The sequence below is a fragment of the Myxococcales bacterium genome, assembly GCA_022184915.1.
In the GTDB taxonomy this organism is placed as follows: Bacteria; Myxococcota_A; Polyangia; order Fen-1088; family Fen-1088; genus JAGTJU01.
Genome location: JAGTJU010000007.1, coordinates 42,916 through 65,167, shown reverse-complemented (window position 1 = coordinate 65,167; position 22,252 = coordinate 42,916). Strand labels below are relative to the sequence as shown.

General features: G+C 65.1%; 17 protein-coding genes. 12 read left to right on the top strand and 5 right to left on the bottom strand.

The annotated features are described in order from the left end of the window. The first annotated feature begins 43 nt into the window (after positions 1 to 43). The gene (locus tag KA712_22830) at positions 44 to 1,039 is read left to right on the top strand and encodes a TerC family protein (GenBank protein MCG5055803.1); all 996 of its coding nucleotides are present in this window, start codon (positions 44 to 46) and stop codon (positions 1,037 to 1,039) included. A 44-nt stretch (positions 1,040 to 1,083) separates the two neighbouring features. Here KA712_22830 and yacG read toward each other — a convergent pair whose 3' ends face one another. Further along, a complete protein-coding gene (gene yacG / locus KA712_22825) occupies positions 1,084 to 1,308 on the bottom strand; it encodes a DNA gyrase inhibitor YacG (protein ID MCG5055802.1) in 225 nt (74 codons plus the stop codon). Between the two features lie 69 nt (positions 1,309 to 1,377). On the opposite strand from yacG, the gene KA712_22820 reads away from it, so the two are divergent. Next, the gene (locus KA712_22820; protein MCG5055801.1) at positions 1,378 to 4,164 is read left to right on the top strand and encodes an insulinase family protein; all 2,787 of its coding nucleotides are present in this window, start codon (positions 1,378 to 1,380) and stop codon (positions 4,162 to 4,164) included. A 97-nt stretch (positions 4,165 to 4,261) separates the two neighbouring features. Next, the gene (locus KA712_22815) at positions 4,262 to 4,975 is read left to right on the top strand and encodes a CPBP family intramembrane metalloprotease (GenBank protein ID MCG5055800.1); all 714 of its coding nucleotides are present in this window, start codon (positions 4,262 to 4,264) and stop codon (positions 4,973 to 4,975) included. A gap of 134 nt (positions 4,976 to 5,109) precedes the next feature. Here KA712_22815 and KA712_22810 read toward each other — a convergent pair whose 3' ends face one another. Then, positions 5,110 to 6,378: a hypothetical protein gene (locus tag KA712_22810; GenBank protein ID MCG5055799.1), complete on the bottom strand. Its 1,269-nt coding sequence runs from the start codon at positions 6,376 to 6,378 to the stop codon at positions 5,110 to 5,112. Between the two features lie 512 nt (positions 6,379 to 6,890). Between KA712_22810 and KA712_22805 the strand changes: the two genes are divergently transcribed. From KA712_22805 to KA712_22770, 8 genes are all read left to right on the top strand, one after another. Next, positions 6,891 to 7,229, top strand: coding sequence for a P-II family nitrogen regulator (locus KA712_22805; GenBank protein ID MCG5055798.1), 339 nt, complete (start codon positions 6,891 to 6,893; stop codon positions 7,227 to 7,229). 190 nt (positions 7,230 to 7,419) lie between these two features. Further along, positions 7,420 to 8,832, top strand: a complete 1,413-nt coding sequence (gene glnA, locus KA712_22800; protein MCG5055797.1) for a type I glutamate--ammonia ligase — start codon at positions 7,420 to 7,422, stop codon at positions 8,830 to 8,832. 157 nt (positions 8,833 to 8,989) lie between these two features. Next, entirely contained in the window at positions 8,990 to 9,862 is an 873-nt protein-coding gene (gene asd / locus KA712_22795; GenBank protein MCG5055796.1) for an archaetidylserine decarboxylase, read from the top strand. 13 nt (positions 9,863 to 9,875) lie between these two features. Beyond that, on the top strand, positions 9,876 to 11,276 hold the full coding sequence (locus KA712_22790; GenBank protein MCG5055795.1) for a class I SAM-dependent methyltransferase: 1,401 nt from the start codon (positions 9,876 to 9,878) through the stop codon (positions 11,274 to 11,276). Between the two features lie 396 nt (positions 11,277 to 11,672). Beyond that, positions 11,673 to 13,118, top strand: a complete 1,446-nt coding sequence (locus tag KA712_22785; GenBank protein MCG5055794.1) for a sigma-70 family RNA polymerase sigma factor — start codon at positions 11,673 to 11,675, stop codon at positions 13,116 to 13,118. A 54-nt stretch (positions 13,119 to 13,172) separates the two neighbouring features. After that, complete coding sequence (locus KA712_22780; GenBank protein MCG5055793.1) at positions 13,173 to 13,832, top strand: EboA domain-containing protein; 660 nt, start codon at positions 13,173 to 13,175, stop codon at positions 13,830 to 13,832. After that, positions 13,829 to 14,722: a TatD family hydrolase gene (locus KA712_22775; protein ID MCG5055792.1), complete on the top strand. Its 894-nt coding sequence runs from the start codon at positions 13,829 to 13,831 to the stop codon at positions 14,720 to 14,722. The genes KA712_22780 and KA712_22775 overlap by 4 nt, the downstream gene beginning before the upstream one ends. A 15-nt stretch (positions 14,723 to 14,737) precedes the next feature. Continuing rightward, positions 14,738 to 16,111, top strand: a complete 1,374-nt coding sequence (locus KA712_22770) for an alkaline phosphatase family protein (GenBank protein MCG5055791.1) — start codon at positions 14,738 to 14,740, stop codon at positions 16,109 to 16,111. A gap of 12 nt (positions 16,112 to 16,123) precedes the next feature. On the opposite strand, the gene KA712_22765 is transcribed toward KA712_22770, so the two are convergent. From KA712_22765 to KA712_22755, 3 genes are read right to left on the bottom strand one after another with little or no spacing between them, the layout of a single operon-like run. Further along, positions 16,124 to 16,993, bottom strand: a complete 870-nt coding sequence (locus KA712_22765) for a UbiA family prenyltransferase (GenBank protein MCG5055790.1) — start codon at positions 16,991 to 16,993, stop codon at positions 16,124 to 16,126. Continuing rightward, positions 16,993 to 18,285 carry a metabolite traffic protein EboE gene (gene eboE / locus KA712_22760; GenBank protein MCG5055789.1) on the bottom strand — a complete coding sequence of 431 codons (1,293 nt, stop codon included), beginning with the start codon at positions 18,283 to 18,285 and terminating at the stop codon, positions 16,993 to 16,995. The genes KA712_22765 and eboE overlap by 1 nt, the downstream gene beginning before the upstream one ends. Before the next feature lie 9 nt (positions 18,286 to 18,294). Further along, positions 18,295 to 19,602, bottom strand: coding sequence for a 3-dehydroquinate synthase (locus tag KA712_22755; protein MCG5055788.1), 1,308 nt, complete (start codon positions 19,600 to 19,602; stop codon positions 18,295 to 18,297). Between the two features lie 186 nt (positions 19,603 to 19,788). On the opposite strand from KA712_22755, the gene KA712_22750 reads away from it, so the two are divergent. Further along, entirely contained in the window at positions 19,789 to 22,251 is a 2,463-nt protein-coding gene (locus KA712_22750) for a DNA internalization-related competence protein ComEC/Rec2 (protein MCG5055787.1), read from the top strand. Position 22,252 lies beyond the last annotated feature (1 nt).

The following is a 22,252-nucleotide window of genomic DNA, read 5'->3' as shown; positions in this document are numbered from 1 at the left end:
GGCCCTGGCCCTTGCGCCCGGGGAGCGCTAGATCGGGGCTCTCGTGAACTCCGTCGGTTCTCTTTGGATGTGGGGCCTTTTTGGCTCGGTGGTGCTCGTGATGCTAGCGCTCGACCTGGGCGTTTTTCATCGGACGGCCCATCGGGTTCGCATGCGCGAGGCCGCCATCTGGGTGGCGGTGTGGGTTTCTCTGGCGATGGCCTTCAACGTCTTCGTGTCTCAGCGCTTCGGGACGGCGCGCGGCCTGGAATTTCTTCAGGCCTACCTCCTCGAGCAGGCCCTGTCGGTGGACAACGTGTTCGTGTTCATCGTGGTGTTCAAGTACTTTCGGGTCCCCGAAAGCTATCAGCACCGGGTGTTGTTCTGGGGAATCTTGGGGGCGGTGTTGACGCGCGGCGCGTTCGTGTTGGCGGGCGCCGCGCTGATCTCCCGCTTCCATTGGCTGATGTACGGCTTGGGCGTGTTCCTCATCGCGACGTCGGTGAAGATGTTCACGCAGGGTGACGACGAAGTCGATCCCTCGAAGAACAAGATTCTGCGCCTGTTCCGCCGCCTGGTGCCCATGACAGCTGCCTACGAGGAGGCTCGCTTCGTGGTGCGGCGCGAGGGGCGGTGGCTCGCAACTCCGCTCATGGCCGTGCTGGTGGTGGTGGAGGCCACCGACGTGATGTTCGCGGTGGATTCGATTCCGGCGGTGTTCGGTGTCACCACGGACGTCTTCATCGTGTACACCTCCAACATCTTTGCGATCCTGGGGCTGCGCTCCCTCTTTTTCTTGGTTGCGGGGCTGGTCTCGAAGCTGCACCTGCTCAAGCATGGCGTTGCGCTCATCCTGGCGTTCATTGGCTTCAAGATCCTGGTGGAGTCGTTCGTTCACATCTCCGAGGTGATTTCGCTGCTCGTGCTGGCCAGCATTCTCCTGATTTCGACGGTGCTCAGCTTCGCCTTCCCGGCCCGGCAGGACCCGCCCGACGAGCCCCCCGTGGAACCTGCCGAAGGCGGCGAGGCCCCCCCCGCCTCGGCGTCTGCCGGCCCTTGAGGCTCGACGGGGTCCCGGCGGTTGCCCGCGGGACGCGGAGGCCCTCAGTTGGCTTCGTCGGGAAGACCGCGACGCGCCAGCTCGGCCTCGAGGGCCTCGAGGTCGTTTTCGTCGAGCGGTTGGCTGATGCGGTAGGCGCCGTCCAGCCAGCCGGCCAGGTCGATGTCCTTGCAGCGCTTCGAGCAGAACGGATGGAAGAGGTTGTCCCCGCGATGTCCCGCCGGCTTGCGGCAGATCGGGCAGGGAGAAGCTTTCGACAGCGGCGCCATGATCGACTCTCTCGGATACGATGCCTTCATACTCCAAAGGTCCTAGAACGGCCACCGATGAGGTGATCCATGCTACCTTCGCCTTTCGTGAGGGCCCCCCTCGTGTTCGTGGTGCTGGCCCTGTTCGCAGGTTGCCGATATGCGCAGCCCGGGGCGGGGACAGGATCGACTTCGGCTGCCGTGCCCGGCATCGACGAGCTCGGCCGTGGGCCGAAATCAGGACGCATCGTGAAATTTAGTCTCGAAAACGGATTGCAGGTTGTTCTGGAAGAAAACCACAGCGCGCCCGTAGCCGCTGTTCAGGCGTGGGTGCGGGTGGGGGCTGCCGATGAACCCGACCGGCTGGCCGGGGTGTCCCACTTTCTCGAACACATGCTCTTCAAGGGCACCAAGCGACGTGGCGTGGGGCAGATCGCACGAGAGATCGAGCAAGCGGGTGGCGAAATCAACGCGTGGACCAGCTTCGACGAGACCGTCTACCACGTGGTGGTTGCGAGCGAGTTCCTCGAGGTTGGGCTCGACGTGCTGGCCGATGCCCTGACCCAGTCGTCGTTCGTGGCCAGTGAGCTCGAGCGGGAGCGCGGTGTCATCCTCGAGGAGGTCAAGCAGGGCCTCGATGACCCCGATCGAGGGGTCACTCAGCGCCTGTTCTCCGGCGCATTCCCGCACCATCCCTACGGTAGGGCCGTCATCGGCAGCCTGGAGACGGTCTCGGCCATGACCCGCGCCGATGTGCGTGGCTTTTACCAGGAACGTTATGTGGCGCCGAACGTCACGCTCGTCGTGGTGGGAGACTTCGACGCCGCCAAGACACGGCAAACCATCGAGCGGCTCTATGCAGGCATGCGGCCTGCTCCCAAGCGGGCCCCGCAAGGTCGTCCGCCCCTCGAGGGCCTACCCCCGGCATGGGTTGATGTTCTCGCCCGTGACGTGAAGGAGTCGCAGGTCATGGCGGCCTTTCGCATTCCCTCGATTCGTCACGAAGACATTCCCGCCCTCGATCTGCTGGCGGTCGTCCTGGGTCAGGGTGAGAGCTCGCGCCTCAACCTCGAGGTGGTCCGAAACCGTCAGCTAGCGAAATCGGCCTTCGCATACGCCTTTGGAGCCCGGGACGGCGGTGTGCTCGTGGCCGGTGCCGTTACAGGCGGAGGACGCGTGGACCAGGCCACCTCCGCCCTGCTCGACGAGGTGCTGCGTCTGTCGCGTGTACCGGTGAGCGGGGCCGAGCTGGAAAAAGCGCGCACGATTCTCGAAAGTGATCGTGTCTACGATCGCGAGACCGTTCAGGGGTACGCGCGCAAGGTGGGCTTCTACGCGACCATCGTGGGAGACCTCCATTATGAACCCTGGTACCTCGCACAGCTGCGGGCCGTATCACCCACGAGCCTGCAGGCCGTGGCGAACAAGTATCTGCGAACCGAACACCTGTCCCTCGTGGCACAGGTTCCCGAGGGCGTGTCCCGGTCAGTCGATGTGGGGGCGGCCAAGGAACGACTTCAAAAGGTGGTTGCCGGGGCCGAAGTGCGGGCGGACAAACGCTTCCGTCTCAAGCCCCCATCGGCGGCCGTGCGTGACGAGGTGGTGGTCCAGACCCTGCCCGGGGGCGCGAAGCTCATCGTCATGCGCGACCCCAGCGTGCCCATCATGTCAGTGAGGGCCATGTGGCTCGGGGGCTTACGCTACGAGGACGCACGCACGAACGGTGTGTCCAACATGATCGGCGCGCTCTTGTCGCGCGGGACGCGGACGCGTTCAGCCGAACGCATCATGCACGAAGTGGAGGGCCTGGCGGGCAGCCTCACAGGGTACGCGGGCCGCAACAGCGTGGGTCTCCAATCCGAGTTCTTGTCGCGCAACTGGGAACAGGGGCTCGATCTCGTGGGTGATTGTCTGCTGCATGCCTCGTTCCCAGACCCCGAGCTCGACAAGGAGCGGCGGATCGTGCTCGACGACATCCGGGCCCAAGATGACAACCTCGGGCAGGCCGCTTTCCGGCTCTTTCAGAGCCTCATGTGGAAACGCCATCCCTATCGGATGGATCTCATCGGCACGGCGGACTCAGTCTCGGGGCTCACCAGGCGACGCCTGGTCATTCACTTTCGCAAACACTACCCGCCGGGGAGCCTGACTCTGTCGGTCGTCGGGGACGTCGAACCCGCGCGCGTGGTGGAGAAGCTCACGAGTCTATTCCGGGACGCCGACGTGCAAGCCGCAGAGGTGCCCGCGGTCGTCACTGAACCCGCCCTGAGCGCGCCCGCGCAGGCCATTCAATATCGCGAGCGTGAACAAGCCCACGTGGTGCTCGGGTTTCCCGGAACGACATTGGCCAGTCCGGACAGATTCGGCCTCGAGGTGCTGAGTCACGTCCTCGCGGGGCAGGGCGGTCGCCTGTTCGAGGAGCTGCGCGAAAAGCGGGGGCTTGTCTACCGCGTGAGCGCGTTTTCGCTGGAGGGCATCGATCCGGGGTACTTCGCCGTGTATCTGGCCTCGAGTCCCGAGAAGCTCGAGCAAGCCCTCGAGGCGGTGCGCCGCGACCTTCGGCGCCTGGCAGACGAGGGCATCACGGCGGAGGAGCTAGGTCGGGCCCAGCGTTACCTCATCGGGACTCACGCCATCGGTCTGCAGAGAAAGGGCTCGCTGGCCGCGGCCCTGGCTTTCCACGAAGCCTACGGCGAGGGATGGGAGGCGTACAAAAAGTTCCCGCAACGGATCCGCAAGATCACCCGCGCCGAGGTGCAGCGCCTGGCGCAAAAGTACCTCGATCCAAAGCGGGAGGTTCTCGCGGTCATCAGGCCGCCCGAGGGAACGCCCGCTGTTTCGAGCGCCGGGGCAGAGCCTCGCGCCGCCAAGCGCTGAGCAGAGCTGTATGGATTTCGTGCCGTCTCGCCGGCCAAGCAAACGCCTCGCCAAACCTGGCGGCTCCGCCCTGCGAGCGTCAAGCTCCCTGACGGACATGGGCATCTTCGACGCGGGTCGGCGCAATCTTCTCACGAACTTGGTGCTCGTGGCACCCCTCTTCGTGATCTACCAGCTTGGGGTGCTGTACACGCGCCCGATGCTCAACGGCGCTGACTTCGTCACCATCCTGTTGCTCCACAACTTGCAGCTGTCCACGGTGGCTTACCTGGCTTTCGTGGTGGGCGTTGCCCTCAGCCTCGTGGTGGCGGTGTCGACGCTGGGGCGCCGTCAAAGCTTCGACCGGAGGGTCATCCTGCCCGTCCTGCTCGAGAGCACGCTTTACGCCCTCACGATGGGATCCCTCATCATTTTCGTGATGACGGAGCTGATGGGCATATCACCGCGGCTGGCCGGCCCAGGAGGGCTCCCCGACCAAAGCCTGCCCACCCGGTTCATCATGTCCATTGGGGCCGGCCTCTACGAGGAGGCGGTGTTTCGCCTGGGCCTTCTGACTTTGTGTGTGTACCTGGCGGAACGGGTCGTCGGCATGAAGCGATGGGCTGCGCTGCTGGTGGGGCTTGCGGCCTCGTCACTTGCCTTCTCCGCGATGCACCACATCCCACCGTACGGAGATCCCTTGTCCCTCGGGGTCTTTACCTTCCGCACGTTGGCCGGCGTTTTTTTCGCGCTCTTGTTCTGGTTCCGGGGCTTCGCGGTGGCGGTGTACACCCACGCGCTCTACGACATTTACGTGCTCATCGTCCGCTGACGCGGGAAAGCACCAAAGCACACATCGATCCGACGGCCTCCAAAGCGGCGCCCGAGCCCTGCGGGTCCCCGATTTCGAGCTATGTGGTGCCCGGGATTTTGGTCGCCATAAGCGACCACAACCCAGGCACCCCGTCACTTGCGCTTGGTCGGAGACTTGGCTGGAAGCTTTGACTTCACAGCTGCCTTCGGCGCCGAGGCCTTGGGCGCAGGGGCTTTGGGCGCGGGCTTCGGCTTAGCCGAGGGTTTGGCCGCCGCCGCTTTCAGGGCTTTGTCCTTCAGAGCGGTGGGCGACGGTGCTTTGGGTGGGGATTTCGCCGCAGGCTTCGAGGCCGGCGAAGCCTTCTCAGGCTTTGCGGCCTTCGGAGCTTCGCCCTTGCCCTTGGGGGACTTGCCCTTATCGGACGCGGCTGAAGTCTTGGTGGCCTTCCCTAGGTCCGCACGAAGCGGAGCCTTTTCGGGTGGGGTGGGCTTGTCTGAGTTGCCTGTTTTGGCAGCCTTGGCGGCTTTGGGCCCGGTTGGCTTGCTGGCTTCGCTTTTGGGTGGCTCGGCTTTGGGGGACTTGGCCTTTTCGGGTTTGCCACCCTTGGCTTTGCCCACCGCCGAACTCACGGGGGACTTTTCGGGGCCAGACGCCTTTTCCGGAGTCTTGGCCTCGGTCTTGTCCTTGCCGTCCTTGTCCTTGCCGTCCTTGTCCTTGCCGTCCTTGTCCTTGCCGTCCTTGGCCTTGCTCTTGGTGGCCGGGGTGACCGCAGGGCTCTCTTCGTCGCTGTCGCCGTCGTCGTCGTCTAGCGGTTCCGGAGACACCGCCCGGTCGGGCTGCAACTTCGGCGGCTTGACTACCTTTTCGGGAGCGGACTTGGCTTTGTCAGCCTTGACCGGCGCCTTTGGGGCGGCCTTGGCCGCAGGTTTCCCTTTCGCCGGCGGCTCTTGGTCGGAGGGTGTCCCGTCTCCCGTTGGCAAGCCCGGAATGTCGCCCCGGTTGTGAACCAGAATGCGCCGGCCATCCTTGAAGGTGATCTCGACCTTGCTGTTCGAGACAACTTCCGAGACGAAACCCACGCCGAACTTTGGATGCTCGACGATGGCCTGCTCGTTGTATTCCAGCCGGAATTGGTAGGGCTTTGCCGCACTCGCTTTGTGTTTGGCAAAGAACTCTTCCCAGGTGGGCTTCTTCATCAGAGCCCGCTTCCGGGCCGACACCGGCTCCGGAACCTCGTCTTCCACCTCACCGCGTGGCTTGCGGAACGAGTGTACGTCCCCGCACACGTTGCATTGCACGCGCCGGATCTCGTCCTCGTACTTTGATATGACGACGTGGGTCGTATCGGCCTTGCACTTCGTGCAGTACCCTTCGACGTCGGATCCGACCTCGTCGACCTCGTCTTCGAACATCAAATCCATGCAATCGCCTCGATGATCCCCTACGACTTTCGCTGAGTAACACAGCTGGGAGACAGCTGCAACTTTTTGAAATCAGGGCGGTTGTTTTGGTTGCCGCACCGCTTGCCCCGATGCCCGCGGCCGCGGGATAGTCCCAACGTCGCGCCCCATGCGGTAGGCCGACCTACAGTAGCGGCCCCTGGGGGCTCTTGTCTATAAGCATTGAATATTCGGGCACAATTTTTGCGGACCCTTGTGGGGCCCTCGGCACGGGAGACACAGGGATGCGTCGGAACGACCAAGCGCAGTTCGACACCCGGGAGTCTGCCCCCCGTGACGCGGAACCTCAACGACCCCGCAGGGGGCCGAGGCCCGGTCCGAACGGCCCGAGGGCGCCGCTTCTGTGTTACATCGCGTGTTTCGCAGTGTTGCAAGTGACTGAAATTGCTATCGAAACTTATTAAACCCAATGTTTACGGTAAAGAAATACATTGGAAACAATTGCCCGTTAGGCTGCCTGCGAGGGTCAAACCATGAAAAAAATCGAAGCGGTCATCAAGCCATTCAAGTTGGACGACGTGAAAGACAGGCTGCGCGAGATCGGTGTGCAAGGCATGACCGTCTCCGAGGTCAAGGGTTTCGGGCGCACAGGAGGTAAGCGAGAGGTTTACCGGGGCTCGGCCTATGTGGTGGATTTCGTTCCGAAGGTGCGAATCCAAATCGTGGCCAAGGACGACATGGTCAAGGACATCGTCGAGGCGCTGACCTCCGTGGCGAGGACGGGCCACATCGGCGATGGCAAGATTTTCGTCGAGCCCGTGGAAGAGGTGATCCGCATCCGCACGGGTGAGCGCGGCGAAGAAGCCCTCTAAGCCCCTCACGTGAAGGAGCCACTCTCGGAGGGGGGAGCGTTCGCGCGCCCCCCTCTCGAAGCGTTTCGAAATACGGCTCTTCCCTCGCGGGCCGCAGAGGGGCACGATTCCTTCGGAGCACTGGTCAACCATTTTCCCTCCCAGCTCGGGCGTCGGCCTGGGGCAGGGGTGGGCGAGGAGAATCGCACGCATGACACCCGCCGAGGTCCTGAAGTTCGCCGCGAAGCACGGCGTGAAGTTCGTAGATTTCAAGTTCGTGGACCTCCTCGGCACCTGGCAGCACACCACGATGCCCCTCGTCAGACTCGACGAAGACTCGTTTTCCGAGGGGTTCAACTTCGACGGAAGCTCGATCCGCGGCTGGCAGACCATCAACGAGTCGGACATGTCGTTCATTCCCGACCCTGAATCGGCGGTGATCGACCCTTTCTACGCCGAGCCGACTTTGTCAGTGGTGTGTGACATCGTTGATGCCGTTACCCGTCAACCCTACAGCCGGGACCCGAGGCACATCGCCCGTAAAGCCGAGCAGTACCTCCGGCAAACCGGCATCGGAGACCGGGTCTTCTTCGGGCCCGAGCCTGAATTCTTTGTCTTTGATGACGTGCGCTTCGCAGATGCGCCTCATCAGTCGTTTTACTACCTGGATTCAAGCGAAGGCATTTGGAACAGCGGGCGGGACGAAAAGCCAAATCTCGGGTACAAGACGGCTCACAAAGGGGGCTACTTTCCCGTTCCGCCGGTCGACACCTTGACTGACCTGCGGATGCAGATGGCGCTCACTCTCGAAAGCGTCGGCATACCGGTAGAGGTGTTCCACCACGAGGTGGCCACCGCAGGCCAGTGTGAGCTGTCCATGCGTTTCAATACGCTGAAGACGATGGCGGATTGGACCATGTGGTACAAGTATGTGGTCCGGAACACAGCGCGAAAGTACGGAAAAACTGCCACCTTCATGCCCAAGCCCATCGTGGGCGACAACGGCTCGGGTATGCACTGCCACCAGTCGATTTGGAAGGGCGAGAAGAATCTGTTTGCCGGTAACAAGTACGGCGGACTCTCGGAGACAGCGCTCTACTACATCGGCGGGCTGCTCAAGCACGCGCCGGCCCTGCTGGCCTTCACCAACCCCACCCTCAACAGCTACCGGCGCCTGGTCCCCGGCTTCGAGGCGCCGGTGAACCTGGCTTACTCCGCCAGGAATCGATCAGCCTGCATTCGGATCCCGGTGTCGGGCGCGTCGCCGAAAGCAAAGCGGATCGAGTTCCGTTGTCCCGATCCCACCGCCAATCCGTATCTGGCCTTCGCAGCCATGTTGATGGCGGGTCTCGACGGCATTCAAAACAAGATTGATCCGCGCGATCCGCTCGACAAGGACATTTACTCGCTCTCTCCAGAAGAGCTCAAGGAGGTGCCGAAGGCGCCGGCGTCGCTGGAGCAAGCGCTCGATCACCTTCTCGAGGACCACGATTTTCTCCTGCGCGGCGACGTGTTCACGCGAGATGTGATCGAGGGCTGGGTCAACTGGAAGGACGAAAACGAGGTCAAGCCGGCGCGCCTGCGCACGACCCCGTTCGAGTTCAGGATGTACTACGAGTACTGAGCGCCCTCGCACGACGAGGCTCCCTCGCCTGTAGGTAACTAACCTACTTCGAGGCCTGGGTTCCGGCGCGTGCCCCGAGGAAGGAGCGGCCTCTCGGGAACTTGTTTTGACCGAGGTTCGTTTCGTGTCCTAAAGTGACGTGTCGGGAGTTGCACGCATGGACGGCCTTTCTTTAGGTGACAAGATGATGCGCCATGCGTGGCGCTTGGCCCCGCAGCGCACGCTCTCGGAGCTCATTGGATGGTGCAGCGGGATCCGGGTGCCTGCGGCCATACGCGCCCGGGTGTTGGAGTCGTTTGCTGCCAAGTACCGTATCGACGTGGACGAGGCCGAGCGGCCCCTCACGTCCTACGAGTCTGTCGACGATTTTTTCACCCGTCGCTTGCGGCCCGGTGCGCGGCCCCTCGATCCCGACCCTCGCGCCGTCGTGGCGCCTGCGGACGGTCGGCTGGTCGCCACGGGGGTGATCCGGGACCAGGGCATCGAAGCGAAGAACATTCGCTTCAAGACGGCCGCGCTCCTAGGGGATGCCTCCACGGCCGCGCGCTTCGAAGGGGGGACCTTCCAGGTCACTTACCTTTCGCCCCGCGACTATCATCGGGTGCACGCGCCCACAGGGGGCCGAGTGACCTCCTGGCACCACCTTCCGGGTGAGTTGTTTCCCGTCAACGACGGTAGTGTGAGGCGGGAGCCGGATCTCTTTGCGCGCAACGAACGCTTTGTGTCGGTGTTCTCGGGGGAACCGGGCGTTTTCGCCGTGGTGATGGTGGCTGCCGTGGGTGTTGGACACATCACGGCCGCCTACGATCCCGAGGTGAGGACCCACCGGGGCCCTGCAGCCCTAGGGGAGGTCCGGTCCAAATCTTTCTCGGATCCCCCTACTTTGGCGAAGGGCGACGAGATTGGGATTTTCCACTTGGGCTCGACCGCGATTATCCTGTTCGAGCCGGGGCGTGTCGCCTTCGACCCGGTCGTGCCCGGCCAACCCATCCGCATGGGTGTTCGGGTGGGCCAGTTGACTTCCGCCTAACCCAACCCCCCGCATGTCGAAATCCGACGAGCAAAACCCGGACACGCCTGCCTCCCCTCGAGGTCCGTCTTTCGGTCTCGGCGCCTCCGCCCAGACCGAGGTCGCCCGGGACGCAGACGCCACGGAGGAGTGGGACTTGGGGCTGATGCCGATCCCGGATGGACCTATGGTCAAAGACTCCGACGTCGACCCCGAGGCCGGGGCTGCGGAAGCTGTTGCCCGGGACGCGGGGCGCTTCGACACTCTTCCAAGTGTGGATGTGTCGGTTTTTTCGGCTGAGGTAGGCGCGGCCCCCCAGGGGCCTGAGCTGCCACCCCTGGTCGAGACACCCACGGCGCCCCTACCTCTCGAGGAGGCAGAGGAGGTGAGCACCGGGGAGATCGAGCTGGCCGAAGTGGACGAACTGGTCGATGGCGTGGAGCGGGTCAATGATGCGCCGGTGACGACAGGCGCTGCACCACAATCCATTCACGACCAGGCTGAGTCCGTCTCCGACGAGGTGGAGTTCGTCGACGACGTCACCACACCACCGCCCGTACCGCTCGAGGCCCAGGCTTCACGGCAAGCTGTGGTGCCCCCCTTGCCCGTGGTGCCCGTTGCACCCTCGACTGACCCGGCTTCGGAGACGTGGGCGGAGCCCCTGGCCGCGCGTCCGCGCCGCAAGCGAACCAAGCCTTGGTACGAGGAGGTCTTCGACGAGGACTACCTTCGCACGTTGCCGTTCATGACGGCCGAGCAGACTTTGCGCGAGGTGAACTTCATCAAGGCCTCACTTGCCCCCGCGGAGGGCAGTGAGGTTCTCGACGTGGCCTGTGGTTACGGCCGGCATTCGATCGAGTTGGCGCAGCGTGGCCTGCGTGTCACCGGCATCGATCTGTCACTGCCCCTCCTCATCCGTGCTGCTGACGAGTCGCAGCGCCGGTCTCTTTCGGTGAACTTCGTCCACGCTGACATGCGAGAGATGTCGTTCGACAGCCAATTCGACGGCGCCTGCTGCATGATGACCTCGTTCGGGTACTTCGACGAGGAAACCAATTTGAAAGTCGCCTCGGGCGTGTTCCGGGCTCTCAAGCCGGGGGGGCGGTTTCTGCTCGACGCGATCAACCGCGACTACATAGTGGGAGATCTACCCACGCGCGTCTGGTGGGAGGGCGACGGGTGTGTGGTGCTCGAGGAGGTCGATTTCAACTTTCACACGAGCCGCGTCTCCGTGCGCAGGTCGATCGTGTTCCAGGACGGCCGTCAGATTGAGCAAGACATCTCGATACGGGCTTACAGCCTGCACGAGCTTGGGCGCCTCCTGAAGCAGGCCGGGTTCCGCGTCAGCGAAGTTTCGGGAAGTCTGGCCACACGTGGCCACTTTTTCGGAGCGACCTCCCGGAACCTCTTCGTGCTCTGCGAAAAGCCTCGCTGAGGCGCCTCTGCCCCTCTGATTCGGGGTCCCGGCGGGGCTTGGGCATATGGCTTACGCTTTATCGGAGCGCAATTTCCCTGTTTGCCACCTTACCGTGTCTCAACCCTCGAGGCGTTGCGACCGATGAGATCCCCTGAGCATCTACCATAAAGGGCGTGCGGAGGGAGGGGAATAATTCGGCGTCGAGACGCGTAGTACTTGTTGAGAACCGTTTCCTTGGCGGGCAACCCGGCAGGTGCCCACGGAAAGGCCGTCACCATGGCGAGGACAAGCACACCAATGAGCAAGAAGGCCAAGCGTAGCACGAAGCCTGTGGCCAAAACGGGCCGATCTGGGGCCGCTGCGCAGGCGAGATCCACGGCGCGGGCTGGGGGGCCGGGTGAGGCTGAGGAAGCGGTGTCGTCGCCGAAATTCCCTTCGGGGAGGGCGGTGCGATCGGCAAAGGGGCCAGAGCTGGTGGCAGCGGCGGAGGTCGTGCCGGACACCGAGGCGACGAGCGCCTTCGAGGGTGACGACGAACTCATGGCCTCAGCCGCGGGGCTCGAACTGCCGGATGACGATTTTCCCGAAGGCGACGGGCCCTCGCTCGAGGCGGCTGCGCCCGAGGAAGGTACCGCCGAGGAGTTCGAGGAGGCCGCGGCCCCGGTCAAGGCCGTCAAGGATGACGAGTCGCAGAGCTTCCTCGCCATGTACTTCAAAAACATGGCCGAGCTCGATGTGCTGCGCCCCGAGCAGGAGTTCGAGTCGGCCCGGGAGATCGAGGCGCTCGAGGTGGAGCTTTGGACCTTGCTGCTCTCGTACCTTCCCGGGGCTCGCCACGTGAACGCCGTGGTGCTGCGCACCATGGGGAAGCCCTTCCCGCTGCTCGAGGAGCACCGCGCGTTGGTGGAATCGCTGGGCGCCAAGCCGAAGCCCGCGGCGCGCAAAAAGTTCGAGGAATTCGTGGACGAACTCGCTTCCAAGCTGCGCGACGAGGACATCGATCGGCTTTTCGTGGACGCGGCGATGGCCGAGGTGCGCCGGGGGCTCCGCGGGGTTGCGGGTGATGCGGCGGCAGGTTTCGACAGTCACGAGTCGGGCTTTCGCGACTTCGCAAACCTGGCGGTTGCCAAAACCGTGGCCATCAAGGCCGCAAAGAACGCCTTCGTCAGGGCCAATCTGCGTTTGGTGGTGTCCATTGCCCGTAGGTTCAATCACGGGCGCCTTCCCTTGGCCGACTTGATACAAGAAGGGAATATCGGCCTGATGAAGGCGGTGGAGCGCTACGACTACCGCAGAGGGTTCCGCTTTTCGACCTATGCAAGCTGGTGGATTCGGCACGCGATCAGCCGTGCTCTTGCCGACAAGGGGCGAGCGGTTCGCCTTCCTGTCCACATGATCGACGCGTACCACCGCATCGCCAAGAGCGAGCGGGAGCTGCAAAGCAAGCTCGAGCGCCCGGCCACGAACGAAGAGCTGTCGGAGGCGACGGGCATCGAGGCCGAGAAGCTGGAGAAGATGCGGGGGTTCCTCAACGAGACACCCGTGTCCCTCGACCGGCCCATCTCGGATGAGGACGGGCGCAAGCTCATCGACATTCTCATCTCAGACGAAGACCTGCCGAGCCCGCCCGACCAAATCATCGTGGGAGAAACCCATCGCGAGATGCTGCGGCTCCTGCAGTCCCTCAAGCCGATCGAGGCAGACATCCTGCGCAAGCGCTTTGGCTTGATGAACGACAAGGAGCGTACGCTCAAGGAGATAGGTGACGAGTATCACTTGTCGCGAGAGCGCGTGCGGCAGCTCCAGGAGCAAGCCTTGGGCAAGATGCGCAAGGCCATGCAAAAAATCAACGCCGCCTAGCCTTGGCGGTTGACCACGGGCTCACGGGTGCCCACCTTAGGGTAAGATGCGCCCGTGGGCCCTTGGGAACAAATCGATGCGCGCGTGAGAGCGCGCGTGCGGGACGCGGCAGCGACCTGGTGGGACGAGGCGACGGCCGGACCTTTCGAGCGGGAGCGTTTTCTGGCCGCGTTTTCCGGAGCAGGCCGGCGGCTGGGGCGCGAGTGCGTTGCCGAGCCCCTTCGGGGACCTGCTGCCGAGGGCCTTGGTGTGCAAGCGCGGCCCTGGGCAGAGCTTGGGCGGATCGGGCTCTTACTGTCCATGGCCGCCCGCGTGCCTGAACCGCAGCACCTGGCGATTGTGGACGAGACCTACCGCACCGGCGACCTCAGCGAGAAGCAGGCAGTGTTGCGTGCCTTGTGCGTGCTGCCGCATCCGGCGCGGTTATTGGGGGTGGCGGCTGAAGGGGCACGCGCGAACGCGATGGCCGTGGTGGAGGCCATCACGTGCGACAATCCCTATCCTGCGCGCTTCTTTCCCGCCGACGCGTTCAACCAGCTGGTCATGAAGGCCCTGTTCAATGCGCTTCCGCTCGGCGGGATCGTGGGGCTTTCCACGCGGCTCGACGCTGATCTCATTCGCATGGCTCGAGACTATGGCCGGGAACGTCGGGCGGCTGGTCGCCCGATTTCCGCTGATCTTGCTTGGCTTGAAGGAGAAACGGCCGCGTCATGAAGCTCTTCGACCCGCACGTTCACATGACCTCGCGCACGACGGACGACTACGAAGCGATGGCGAGGTCCGGGATCGCCGCCCTCGTGGAACCGGCGTTTTGGGTAGGCCAGCCTCGCACGCACGTGGGGACCTTCGAGGACTACTTTCTGTCGCTGCTCGGGTGGGAGCGGTTCCGCGCCCAGCAGTTCGGCATCCGGCACTTCTGCACCCTGGCTCTCAACCCCAAGGAGGCCAATGAGCCGCGGGTGGCGCAAGGCGTGGTGGACCTCCTGCATCGTTACCTCGAAAAAGACGGGGTGGTCGCGGTGGGAGAGATTGGCTACGACGAACAAAATGACGTCGAACACCACTTCTTCAAGACGCAGATCGAAGTGGCCCGGCAATACGAGTTGCCCATCCTCATCCACACGCCCCACCGCGACAAAAAGCGTGGCACCGAGCGTACGCTCGCATTGGTGAGGGAGCTCGGCTTTCCTCCCGAGCTGACGCTCGTGGATCACAACAACGAGGAGACGCTGCCCATGGTTCTGGCTTCAGGGTGTTGGGCCGGACATTCCGTATATCCCAACACCAAGATGGACGAGACGCGCATGGTGTCGCTGATGCAGCAGTACGGGACGGACCGGATCATCGTGAACAGCGCCGCGGATTGGGGTGTGAGCGATCCCTTGAAGGTGCCGAAGACGGCTGCCGCCATGAAGGCCAAGGGCTTCGACGAGGCGCTCATCGCCAAGGTGCTTTGGGAAAATCCCGTGCGCTTCTTTGCGCAAAGCGGCCGTTTGGACCTCGAGGACGTGGGCCTGCCCGTTGCGGTGGATCAGCGGACCTTGTGGGAGGGCAACTCGGTGCTGCGCGGCCAAGCTCCGCGCGTCGATGGTGACGAGGCCTGAGGAGCAGGGGGCCCCATGCGACCGACCCTCGTCCTGAACGTCGTTGGGCTGACCCGCGCCCTGTTGCCGTCTGCCCCGGAGCTCTCGGCTTTCTCGCGGCGAGGTAGCGTTCGTGATCTCGAGACGATCACCCCGGCCGTGACGTGCGCGGTTCAGTCCACCTTTGTTACGGGCGAGCTGCCGAGCCGCCACGGCATCGTGGGCAACGGTTGGTATTTTCGCGATCTCGCCGAGGTGTCGCTGTGGCGCCAGTCGAATCGATTGGTGCAGGGCCCAAAGCTTTGGGACGTTGCCAAGCGCCGCGATTCGTCCTTTACCTGCGCGAAGCTCTTCTGGTGGTTCAACATGTACAGCAGCGCCGACGTTGCCGTGACGCCCAGACCCCAGTACCCGGCCGACGGACGGAAACTGCCTGATGTCTACACCAGCCCTGCCGAGCTGCGTGACGAACTGACGGGCCGCCTGGGTGTGTTCCCGCTGTTCAAGTTCTGGGGACCCGCGGCAGACCTGTCTTCGACGGCGTGGATCGGGCGTTGTGCGGAGCACATCCTCGCCACACGGGCGCCCACGATGACCCTGGTTTACTTGCCCCACCTCGACTACGACCTTCAGCGCCTCGGTCCGCACCATCCCCAGGTCGCCAAGGCCGTGGCCGAGGTGGACGCCGTGGCGGGGTCCCTGATCGCGCTGGCGGAGGCGGAAGGCATGGCCGTCGTGGTGCTCTCCGAATACGGGGTCACGGAGGTGAGCGGGGCGGTGATGATCAACCAGGCGCTTCGCCGGGCGGGGCTCCTGGCCGTCCGTGCTGAGCGGATGGGCGAGCAGCTGGATGCGGGGGCCTCCGAGGCCTTCGCCGTGGTGGACCACCAGGTGGCGCACGTGTATGTGCGTCGCCCGGAACGCGTGGCCGAAGTGGCGGCGCTGGTGCGTGGGCTCGACGGCGTGGAGGCCGTGTGGACGGGACAAGAGCGCCGCGCGCAGGGCCTCGATCATGAGCGCGCCGGAGAGATCGTGGCCGTGAGCCGCGCGGATCGTTGGTTTCAGTATTACTTCTGGTTGGACGACGACCGGGCGCCCGACTATGCGCGTACCGTCGACATTCACCGCAAGCCAGGATACGACCCCGTCGAGCTTTTCCTGGATCCCCGCATCCGCTTTCCCAAGCTCAAGATCGGCTTGACTCTGCTCAAGCGTCGCTTGGGTATGCGCAGCCTGCTCGACGTGATTGCTCTCGATGCGGGGCTCGTTCGGGGTTCGCACGGTCGTGTGACGGATCGGCCGGAGGAAGGCCCTCTGTTCGCAACGAACCGGCCGGAGACCTTACCACCAGGCCCTTCGGTGACTGCGACGTCGGTCAAGGATTTGCTCTTGGCGCACGTTTTTGCCTGAGGGCACCACCCTTCACGTGCCAGGCACGTGCCGTTGCCAGAACCGCGTCAGGCCGAACGCTGCCACGCAGGCTGCCACCCCGATGGTCCCCGCCGCGCGCGTGACGAAGACCGCGTCGAGCAGGCTGATCGCCGCGATCAAGGCGGGCACGGCTTTGCCCGGGTTGGGACGGCTGCGTCCCCATCCCAGCGCGGGCGCAAGACCCGCGGCTACGGTGTACGAGGCGTACGCAAGCCCCACGGGCAGCCAGGCCCATGCGACGACCATCGCCGCGACGAGGGCGGGGAGAAACAAGAGCAAGGGGGACAGGCGCACAACCTGGCCGCGGGTTTCGTGCTTCGCCACGTAGGTGAGGCCCACGAGGTGCCCAAGCAGCAACGACGCCCCTACCCAGACGGCCAGGCCGGGGAACCCCGAGGTGGCGCCCGCCACGGTGTATACACCCACCCGGCAGAGTCCCATGACGAGGGGACCCCAGGCGTTCTGTTTGTGGTTGAGGTCGTAGTAGACGATGAGGCTCGCCAGCACGAGGGTGAAGAGCAGGGCCCAAGCGCTCACGAGGCCCAAGGCGGCCAGGACGCCGACGAGCACCACACCGGTGGCGAGCAAGGCCAGCCCCATCTTCAATACGAGGCGTAGCGGCACCTCCCCGCGAGCGATGGGGCGCTCGGGGCGATGAACGCGATCCCAAGCGGCGTCGAAGGCGTCGTTGAGGTACATGCCACCCACGTAAAGGGCGCTCATCGCGAGGGAGAGCCCGAAGTAGACGCCTGTGTGCCACGGGGCACCTGAGAGAGCCCAGCCGGCCGCGATGTTCGTCCACACGGTGGGCAGATTCGACACCCTGCCCAGCCTGAGGGCTGTGGTCCACGAGAGGGCCATCAGGGCATGCCTCCCGCGTCCTCACCGATTCGACCAGGCACCAGCGCGTTGTGGGTGAACGCCAACTCGCGTGCGATGGCGTCGTCGAGCGGGGCTCCCCTCAAAGCCTCCGGCAACACGTCCCAGGTATAGGTTTCCACTTCGACGTGAGGGCAGAGGGGCTCGCGCGAAAAGAGCGTCAGCAGTTCCTTCAAAAACGCGCTTGTCGGCTCGAGGCGTGAGAAGCCCTCGGAGAACTCGTTGGTGAACACCGGCACGTGGTAGTGGATGCGCCATTCGTCGCCGATGTCTCCCGCCCCGGCGGCCGCGAGTGCATCGGGCAGGTCCAGGTGCCGGACAAGTGCACCGCCGCGACTGACGACGGTTTGGTGAAGGTACACACCATCAGCGAATTCCTGCAACACCGCGAGCGCCCGCGCCGAGGGCACCGGCACGCGGAGGCCCGCGCTGACTTGAAGTTTGAAGACGGGAATGGCGCTCTTTTTGAGGAGAGCCAGAGTTTCATCGGGCGCCTCGTACTCGACTGCGGCGTGGCAAGCGTCGAGGCAAAGGCCGAGATGGCGGTGGAGCGCTTCGGCTGCCTCTACCCGGGACATTCCCGTGAGCGGTTGGAAAGCGCGGACGCTGGCTTCCGTGTAGAGATGCTGCTCGAAAAACCGAACGGCCTCCGCCGTGGTCTCGAGCACGCAGTGAGGCTCAGGCTCGAGGGCCAGTCCCATCGTGGGTCCTCCGTCGGCCCGGATCCTGGCGAGCGTCGCCGCGGCCATGCGGAGGTTCTCGGCGATGGTGGCCAGAGCGGCGCCATGGGCGGCGGCGCGTCCCCGAAAGCTGCCAGGGACCGTGCTGATTGAGCCTTCGAGCAGTCCGAGAGCAGGGCCTGGGCCTCGAGGGCCCCGCGGCAACAAGGCAGCCAGCACACCGGCGAGCCTTTGCGTGTACGAGATGCGCTCGGGTTCGAGCCAGTCGGGGCGATACACTGTCTCCTTGACGGGCTGGCCATGGAAGGGGCCGTAGGGAAAGCCGTTGAGGGTGAAGACGTAGAGTCCCTCGCGGTCGAGCTCGTCACGAAAGTCCTGGAGCACGTCGGGTGCGGCAATGAGGGTGCGCACGGCGCGGTCGGAGAGGCGCAGTCCCATGCCGAAGGGCTCGTGGGGCGAGACGCGCTGCTTGACGGCTTTGACGTGGCTGCGAACCACTTCGAGCACCTCCGGCCAGGTCTCGCCCGGATGGATGTTGGTGCAGTAAGTGAGGTGAACCGGGCGTCCACGGCTGTCGCTGATCGGCAGCTTCATACGGCTAGCCTAACCGGCCGAGGAGCGGGACAGAAGCTGCGTGGGGTCCACGCGGTCGTGATCGGGCGGGGCGGCGCGCAGCGCCTGACGGTCGGGGGCCGCCGTCAGAGGGTGTGAAGACGCCAGACGTTCGAGGTCACAGACAGCCTCCGTGACCCCAACGGCGTCCATGTGGTGAACCTCTTCGGCATGCCCGATGTCGCGAAGCAAAGTGACGCACAAGTCCCCACCGAGGTGCTCGCGGAAGGCCTCGAGGCCGGCCCAAAGAGCCAGGGGGCTAGCGGGGGGAGACGAGGAGGGCCCTGCGGTGGGAGCCGGGCGTGCGAGGGCGTCGTGCCAGCAGGGCAGGCCAAGGGTTTCGAGGAGGGCGTACACGCGCGAGAACACGTGCGGGGGAAGCCGCCCCATGAGCACGGCGTAACGCGTATCGAGCAGAATCCCAAGTGCCACCGCCTCCCCGTGGCGCAAGGCATGTTCGGTACAGGTCTCGAGATGGTGGGCGGCCCAGTGGCCGTAGTCGAGGGGGCGCGCGCTGCCCTGCTCGAAGGGGTCGCCGCCCTGGGCGATGTGCGCCAGGTGAAGCTCGGCAGCCCGTCTCACCAAGGTCGCCACGGCGGCCCTGTCACCCTGGGCCAAGCGCGACGCGTGAGCTTCGAGCCACGCAAAAAAGGAAGCGTCCTTGACGAGAGCCACCTTGACCGCTTCGGCGTAGCCGGCGATCCGGTCACGCGCAGGCAGGCCTTCGAGCAAGGCGAAGTCGTTGATCACGGCGAAAGGCGGATGGAACGTGCCCAGAAAATTCTTGGCGCCATAGCCGTTCACTCCGTTCTTTACGCCCACGCCCGCGTCGTTCTGGCCGAGCACGGTGCTGGGCAGCCGCACGGTGCGCAGCCCGCGGTGTGTGATGGCTGCTGCGTAACCCGCCACGTCGAGCACAGCGCCACCTCCGAGCATCAGGACGAAAGACTGGCGATCGAGGTGGCCCGCAGCCAGGGTGTCGAGGATGCGGGCGAGTATACGAGAGTCGTTTTTGGCGATCTCGCCTCCCGGCACGACGAGGGGCGGACCCACGAGCGCGAGGGCTTCGGCGTGCCGATGAAAGTAGGACGCGACTTGGTCGGCCAGGTGCGGAAAAGCCTGCGTTACGCCCTCGTCGAGGATGACTTGGACGCGGTGTCTGCGCCCGGGCTCTCGATGCGTGAGGCTCTCCACCAGCACGGGGTTCTGGGGCGCGAAGACGTCCCGCGTGAACGCCACCGTGTATGCGTAAGGGACCGCGAAGTGCTGCCTGACGATGCCCGTGGAGTCGGAGGTCATGTGGCGTTCCGGGAAAGCCGAGCCAAACGTTCACCTTAGCAGTCCCCTCGTGCCGGCTCCACGAAAGCGTCGGCCCGGAGGTGGGCTTCCCTTGACCGGTTTGGACTCGCGGGCCAGGCCCCCACTGACCCGCAACTCGCGCGCGCTCCCTGTCGAAAACCCCGGGTGCGTCTGGCTTTGTGGGTCATGTCTTTGTTCGTGGGCATCGTCGCGGGCCTCGGCTGTGGGCGATGGCTGCTCGTGTGCACGGCGTTCGGGGCTCTGTGGGCGGCCGCCCATTTCTTGCGGCGGGGCTGGCGCACTCTTGCGGGCGCGGCGGCAGCCCTGACGTGCGGGCTCGGGCTGGGGTACCAAGGCGAGACGGAGCGACAGAAGCGCCTCGACGATCTTGCGCTGTGGACGCCGGGGCAGAGCGCCTGTGTTGAGGGGCGGGCGCTGGCTGGCGCGAGGCCCGACGCGATACGCGTCGAAGGGTGGCTTCGCCCGCAAAACTCGCCCCGAAAGGGGGCGGAGGCGCCTGTCGTCCCGGTGCTCCGCGGACGGCTTCGGCTGTCGCTTCGGCCCCCCGGCACGCCGCCGCGCGCCGGGGATCTCGTCCATGCCTGCGGGGTATGGCAGCCCCCCTTCGGACACTTCAACTTTGGTGCGCCCGACCCCTGGAAGGCCGTGGCCCTCGAGGGCGCCGTGGGACGGCTGCGCACGGAGAGACTCGTTTTCAAGGCCCGGGGTGTCTGGTGGACGCCGCGTCGCCTGGCCGATGATCTGCGCCGTCGGTTGTCCGTGGCCCTCGACGTGTTGCCTGCCGAGCGCGCTGCGTTTCTTCGGGCGACGGTGCTGGGGGAGCGCACGGCCGTGAGCGAGGACATCGAGTGGGGCTTCAAGGCCGCGGGGGCCACGCATGCTCTTTCCGTTTCGGGCCTGCACCTGGCGGCGGTGGCGGCCCTGCTCTTCGTGGGGCTACGTTGGTTGATTGCGGGCGCTCCAGGCCTCGCCGCCCGCGTTCCTCCGCGCATCGTGGCAGCGTGGTTGTCCCTCCCCGCGGTGATCTTTTACACCTTGCTCACGGGTGAGGCCGTGGCCACGTGGCGCTCGGCGCTGATGGCAGGTGTGCTGTTCGCCGGCGCGGCCTTGCGGCGGGCTCCCTCTTTGGCAGCGAGCATCGGGTTCGCGGCGCTGGCTATCGGACTCGAATCGGTATTCTGGGTGCAGGACGTATCGTTTCAGCTGTCGATCGGATCGGTCGTAGCGTTGGCCCTCTTCGCCACGGGGCTTGGCCCTCCTGCCACGCCGTCCTCGCGGTCCTTCTCACGTTCGATCGCGCGCTGGCTGTGGCGAGGTTTTGCTGCCACGGCTGCCGCAGGTCTCATCACCGGACCGCTCGTGGCTCACTGGTTCGCCGAGGTGACCCCCGCGGCGTTCCTGGGCAACATCGTGCTCACGCCGCTCGTGGAGTTGTTCGTGGTCCCCGCGGGGTTGGGGGGCAGCGTGCTGTCAGCGGTCGTCCCACGGTTTGGCTGGTGGCTGCTTTGGCCCGCTGACCAGGCGGTGCGCTTGACCCTGGCCTTGGCGCGTGGGTTTGGTGCCTGGGCGCCCGTGTGGTTCGTGCGGCCGCCCGACCGTTTCGAGACGCTTTGCTTGACCTCGAGCTTTGCCCTGCTGCTGTGGGCCTGGGCGCGGTTGCCGCGGGGGCGTGTGCGCACCCAGGCCCTGGCTGGGGCGTTGCTGGGTCTGGGTATCGGCACCCTGGCCTTCGGTGTGCGGGGCTGGCGGGCGACCCACTCCCAGCTCGTCCAGGTGACCTTCCTCGACGTGGGCCAAGGTGATGCAGCCGTAGTCGAGGGGCCGGGCGGCTTCGTGGCGGTCGTGGATGCCGGGGGGCTAGGGGAAGGCTTCGATACGGGGGCCCGGATCGTCGGACCCTTTCTCGCACGGCGAGGCTGGCGTCACATCGATCTGCTGGCGCTTTCGCACCCGCACCCCGACCACGCCGAAGGGATGCCACATCTGCTGGAGCGGTTCGATGTCAAGCAGCTCTGGATGGCGCCTGCGGCGGCCGGGCCCTCGGCAGAGGGGCCCATCATGCGCAGGCTGCGTGCCCTGGCGCGCGGCCGAAACACCCCCATGCCCGTGCCGGCTCCGTTTTCCGTGGAGGGTCTGCTCGTTGAACCCTTGGGGCCCTGGCAAGGCGACCGCCTGGAGGCTCCGGAAGGGCTTTCGGTGAATGACGCCTCGTTGAGTCTCAGGCTCAGCTACGGGGGGCGTTCGCTGCTGTTTGCGGGCGATCTGGAGGGCGCAGGTGAACTCGAGCTCGCCGCGCTGCCAGCACGTGGGAGATCTCCCCGGGCCGACATTCTGAAGGTGCCGCATCATGGCAGCCGGACATCGTCCTCGCCTGCGTTGCTGGACGCTGTGGATCCCGATCTGGCCGTCATCTCAGCGGGGCGAGGCAACCGCTTTGGTTTTCCCCACGGAGAGGTCCTCGCGCGCTACCAGGCGAGGCACGTACCGGTGTTCCGAACGGACCTCATGGGCGCGGTGCAGCTGCGCTGGGGGCCGGCGCAGGCGCTCGCGTTTCAGTGTGTGCGGTCTTGCCTGACGGCCGAGGCAAGGGCCCGTGACGCGGGACACGACGGCACGCAAGTTGAATGAA

Coding starts and splice junctions, on each gene's coding strand:
- yacG (MCG5055802.1), bottom strand. CDS start 1,308: ATGGCGCCGCTGTCGAAAGCTTCTCCCTGCCCGATCTGCCGCAAGCCG.
- KA712_22820 (MCG5055801.1), top strand. CDS start 1,378: ATGCTACCTTCGCCTTTCGTGAGGGCCCCCCTCGTGTTCGTGGTGCTG.
- KA712_22815 (MCG5055800.1), top strand. CDS start 4,262: ATGGGCATCTTCGACGCGGGTCGGCGCAATCTTCTCACGAACTTGGTG.
- KA712_22810 (MCG5055799.1), bottom strand. CDS start 6,378: ATGGATTTGATGTTCGAAGACGAGGTCGACGAGGTCGGATCCGACGTC.
- KA712_22805 (MCG5055798.1), top strand. CDS start 6,891: ATGAAAAAAATCGAAGCGGTCATCAAGCCATTCAAGTTGGACGACGTG.
- glnA (MCG5055797.1), top strand. CDS start 7,420: ATGACACCCGCCGAGGTCCTGAAGTTCGCCGCGAAGCACGGCGTGAAG.
- asd (MCG5055796.1), top strand. CDS start 8,990: ATGGACGGCCTTTCTTTAGGTGACAAGATGATGCGCCATGCGTGGCGC.
- KA712_22790 (MCG5055795.1), top strand. CDS start 9,876: ATGTCGAAATCCGACGAGCAAAACCCGGACACGCCTGCCTCCCCTCGA.
- KA712_22775 (MCG5055792.1), top strand. CDS start 13,829: ATGAAGCTCTTCGACCCGCACGTTCACATGACCTCGCGCACGACGGAC.
- KA712_22770 (MCG5055791.1), top strand. CDS start 14,738: ATGCGACCGACCCTCGTCCTGAACGTCGTTGGGCTGACCCGCGCCCTG.
- KA712_22765 (MCG5055790.1), bottom strand. CDS start 16,993: ATGGCCCTCTCGTGGACCACAGCCCTCAGGCTGGGCAGGGTGTCGAAT.
- eboE (MCG5055789.1), bottom strand. CDS start 18,285: ATGAAGCTGCCGATCAGCGACAGCCGTGGACGCCCGGTTCACCTCACT.
- KA712_22755 (MCG5055788.1), bottom strand. CDS start 19,602: ATGACCTCCGACTCCACGGGCATCGTCAGGCAGCACTTCGCGGTCCCT.
- KA712_22750 (MCG5055787.1), top strand. CDS start 19,789: ATGTCTTTGTTCGTGGGCATCGTCGCGGGCCTCGGCTGTGGGCGATGG.